This is a genomic window from Paraburkholderia sp. 2C, assembly GCF_054589215.1.
This window is the reverse complement of the sequence record NZ_BAAILL010000049.1, coordinates 260,918-264,863: the sequence shown is the minus strand read 5'-3', so window position 1 is coordinate 264,863 and position 3,946 is coordinate 260,918. Positions and strand designations below refer to the sequence as shown.

At 63.2% G+C, this 3,946-nt stretch carries 6 protein-coding genes; 3 read left to right on the top strand and 3 right to left on the bottom strand.

Annotated elements, in window-relative coordinates; genetic code table 11:
• Together ACYPXD_RS25440 and ACYPXD_RS25435 are read left to right on the top strand one after the other, a co-directional pair.
• Positions 1–519 (top strand): pilus assembly PilX family protein (locus tag ACYPXD_RS25440; protein ID WP_459717605.1); only part of this gene is annotated, 519 nt, incomplete at its 5' end.
• 139 nt (positions 520–658) lie between these two features.
• A complete protein-coding gene (locus tag ACYPXD_RS25435; protein ID WP_459717602.1) occupies positions 659–1,114 on the top strand; it encodes a type IV pilin protein in 456 nt (151 codons plus the stop codon).
• 166 nt (positions 1,115–1,280) lie between these two features.
• Here the strand turns inward: ACYPXD_RS25435 and ACYPXD_RS25430 are convergent, their stop codons facing one another.
• The 3 genes from ACYPXD_RS25430 to ACYPXD_RS25420 form a co-directional block, all read right to left on the bottom strand.
• Positions 1,281–1,763, bottom strand: coding sequence for a DUF3318 domain-containing protein (locus ACYPXD_RS25430; RefSeq protein ID WP_459717599.1), 483 nt, complete (start codon positions 1,761–1,763; stop codon positions 1,281–1,283).
• A gap of 122 nt (positions 1,764–1,885) precedes the next feature.
• The gene (locus ACYPXD_RS25425; protein ID WP_459717596.1) at positions 1,886–2,278 is read right to left on the bottom strand and encodes a phage holin family protein; all 393 of its coding nucleotides are present in this window, start codon (positions 2,276–2,278) and stop codon (positions 1,886–1,888) included.
• A gap of 297 nt (positions 2,279–2,575) precedes the next feature.
• A complete protein-coding gene (locus ACYPXD_RS25420) occupies positions 2,576–2,878 on the bottom strand; it encodes an ElaB/YgaM/YqjD family protein (RefSeq protein WP_075158017.1) in 303 nt (100 codons plus the stop codon).
• A 429-nt stretch (positions 2,879–3,307) separates the two neighbouring features.
• Between ACYPXD_RS25420 and ACYPXD_RS25415 the strand changes: the two genes are divergently transcribed.
• Positions 3,308–3,946 (top strand): peroxiredoxin (locus ACYPXD_RS25415; RefSeq protein WP_459717591.1); only part of this gene is annotated, 639 nt, incomplete at its 3' end.

Genomic DNA, 3,946 nt, shown 5'->3' with positions numbered 1-3,946 from the left:
CCCCCCCCCCCCCGCGACAGTGCGCCCCGGCGCTCGCGCAATCGGGGTGCGGCATTGCCGATCGTGCTGATCCTGTCGTCGATGATGCTGGCCACGTCCGCTGCGTGGTTGGAGACATCGGTTGCGGCCGCCCGCGGCGCGGCTAACCTGCAAGATCAGCTGGTCGCGTTTCATGCGGCGGATTCGGCGCTGACGTTGTGTGCGCAACGTGTTGTCGCGGGCGAACTGTCGTCGCGCGAAGCCGCAACAGAGGCAGAGCCGGTTGCATGGAAAGCGCCCGCCGCATTTGGCGCATCGGCGTTCGCGCCAGTCGGGCTATGGCCGGGTTCGTCCGACCCGCCGCAATGCACGGTCGAGGCATGGCGTCTCGCGACTCGCCCCGCCGCAAACGCGTGGCTGCTCACCGCGCGCGGTTATGGCAGCACGCGCGATACGCAGGCGTGGTTGCAGCTTCAGCTGGTGGCTGAGAACGGCATCGTCGAGCGTCATTGGCGGCGTATCGCTGCGCGGCCTTTCTGACCGGCGATTGAATGTTTTTCAACCGCTTTTCAATCATCGGGATGGAGGGACCGACTCAATGAAGAAGCGTCACGGTACGAAGCATCGCAGCAGTCTGACGCGCCCGGAGGTGAAAAGATGCAGCGGAAACAGGTACAGCGTGAAAAGTCTCGGCACGGGGCAGGACGCCGGCGCCTTCACGTTACTCGAACTCGTAATCGCGATCGCGATCGTCGCGGTGCTGGCCGCATTCGCGTTGCCGTCGTACCGGTCGCAGGTCGCACGCGGGCATAGAACGGACGCTGCCTCGGCGCTCTATCGCGCGGCCCAGTATGTTGAATCGGCGCCGCACAACGGTGGCCCGAGCACATTGCCGCCTGGCTTCGATCAGGCGCCCCAGTCCGGCACGCCGGTCTACCGGCTGCAGATGCTCGCCGCCGACGATGCAAACGGCGGCTATAGGCTGGAAGCAACACCCATCGACACGGGTCCGATGCGCGATGACCCGTGCGGTACTTTCGCGCTCGATGCAACAGGTCTGCGTGCAAATCGAATGTCGTCGGGTAAGGGCGACATGTCGAGCGCCGATATGGCGCGATGCTGGAACGGCCGCTAGCCGGATCTTACCGGTGTGCCCACTGCTGACTTGGTAGACAGGCTGACCGCAGGATCGGCCATAGCCGGAACCGCAGCGCAGTTGCAACCTCGGTGCGCACCCGCACCCGCACCCGCACCCGCACCCGCACCCGCACCCGCACCCGCACCCGCACCCGCACCACCACTCACTGCCCCGACACCCCCGCATTCCCGCCGGCACTCTTCCCCGCGCCGCTCGCCCCGCCACCGGTCTCACGCCGCACCTGCTGCCAGATCCGGTAAGCCTCCCACGCGGCGAGCGCCACGCTGCCCCACTTGAGCACCGGCTTGGCGCCTGCCGCCACGCTCGTGCGCAGCGGCTTGGCGAGCAGCAGCGAAACGAGCGAGCTCACCAGCGGATACTGCTTCATCAGCGCGCCGAGGCCCTTCGTGGTTGCGCCGCGCGCGCCCCAGCGCATGCTCGCGAAGCCGGGCAGCACGAATTTGAGCCAGCTGAAATGAATGACCGCCTGGCGCAGCTCGATCGTTGCCTGCGCGAGCTCCATGCGCTCGACATCCGCGCGCACGACCAGCAATTCCTTGCGCAGCGCCCGCAACTGCGGCGCGCTCAAATTGTTTGTCGCTTTATGCTGACGGCGGAATGCGGCATCTGAATGGACGTGGCTCATGAGGTGTCGGTAAAGCGTCAGAGATTGTTGAAGCCGTCAGCGTTGACCGAGCCGACGAAAGATGCAACGAACAGATGCAACGAAACAGATGCAACGAAAGCGGCCATCAGACCAGCTTCCCATCACCCCGAATGCTTGCGAAAAATCTCGCGGTCCTTTTCGAACTCGTTGATCGTCGCTTCAAACACGGCCGGTGCATTGTGCAAATTACTGCGCGCGCGCAGGCCACAAACCAGCGCGGCGACCGCGTAGACGATCGTAATGCCCGCGAGCGCCTGCCAGCGGTAAGTGTCCCAGAACGCGATCGCGACAAGCGCAGTCAGCGCGATCAGCGACATCATCGCGAGCATCATGGCCGCGAGCCCGAGAAAGAGCACGGCGAGCAGGCGGTCTTTTTCTTCTGCCAGCTCGATGCCGATCAGTTCGAGCCGGGTCTGCAGGATCGAAAAGACGGAACTGAAAATGCGGCGCAGCGGGCTACGATCCGCGCGCTGTGATTGGGTATCGGTGGTCATGGCGTGAGCGCGTTACCCCGTGAAAGTGCACCGGAAAGAGACTGGACGGTCACCAGTAGCCGCACCGGCAGCGCACTGGACCAAAGACTGGAACCCGGCTGGCGCGCGCTGGACTGAGACCCGGCCGGCGCCAGCCGTATATGAAAACGTGTCCGGCCAGGCGTCAGAAGGTCTTCCGCCGGCCGGCCGCCTTGCCTGAAGCTGATGACACACGACTTGCCGCGGCGCTTCGTGCACAACCTCGCGCACAAGCTTGTGCAAAGCCCCGCCCGGTGAGTCCCGGCATCACTGCCCGCCTTACTTCCGATTGATCAGCAGGCCCACCAGCACGCCAGCGCCGACCGCGATACCGATCGACGTCCAGGGATGCTCGTGCACGTAGTCGTCGGTCGCGCGTGCTGCCTTCTTGCCTTTCTCGACCACGACCACCTGCACGTCCGCCGCTTTTTCCTTCGCCTGCTTGAGCCGCGACAGCGCGGATTCGCGGAGTTCGGAAGCGCGTTCGCCGGTTGCGCTCGCGGCCTGCTTCAGCAGATCTTCAGCGTCTGCGAGGACTGTCTTGATATCCGACATCAATCTCTCCTTGTTAACTTCCGACATTGATTGCTCCCTTCGTGCACGCTACGCGTGGAATCGTAACCAAAGAAATCGCCGCTGGCGAGCGCGGCAACTGACACGCGGATCACCGCGGTACGCAGAAACCGTTCCCGGTGGCCGTTCGCGCCATCAACGTACAGCAGGCGCCACAGCGCAATTGCGAAAAAGGCACGGCGGGCTCGGCGGCGCGCATCGCGGACTCCCCGCGACAGCGCGCCGCACCGCGGCGACGCCCTTGCATTATCAGCACGGGACGCTGATCTGTCCCGCTAAGTTTCACTCATCGCAACGAAAATTACAAAAAACTCATATGTGTATGACGCTCCATTCGTTAGCCGCACAGGCCCACGTCCGTTATGCTCTAATTTTTTCCGGTTACGGCCGGTCCTGTCGGGCCGGCCAGTTCATCCGAATATTCAAAGGAGCTGCATGATGAGTCTACGTCTTGGGGACACCGCACCTGACTTCGAACAGGATTCGAGTATCGGCCGGATCAAATTTCACGAGTGGCTCGGCGACAGCTGGGGCGTACTGTTCTCGCATCCGGCCGACTTCACGCCGGTTTGCACGACCGAACTGGGCCTGACCGCGAAGCTCGCGAGCGAGTTCGAGAAACGCAATGTGAAGACAATCGCATTGTCGGTCGATACCGCGAAGTCGCACAACGAGTGGATCAAGGACATCAACGAGACGCAGGCCGCGAGCGTCGGCTTTCCGATTCTCGCCGACGGCGACCGCAAGGTGTCGGAACTGTACGACATGATTCACCCGAACGCGAATGAAACGCTGACGGTGCGCTCGCTCTTCATCATCGACCCGAAGAAGAAGGTGCGCCTCATCATCACGTATCCGGCGAGCACGGGCCGTAACTTCGACGAAGTGCTGCGCGTGATCGACTCGCTGCAGCTGACCGACAACTATCAGGTCGCGACGCCGGGCAACTGGAAGCATGGCGACGACGTGGTGATCGTGCCGTCGCTGAAGGACGAGGACGTGATCAAACAGAAATTCCCGAAGGGCTACAAGGCGCTGCGTCCGTACCTGCGCATGACGCCGCAGCCGAATCTCAAG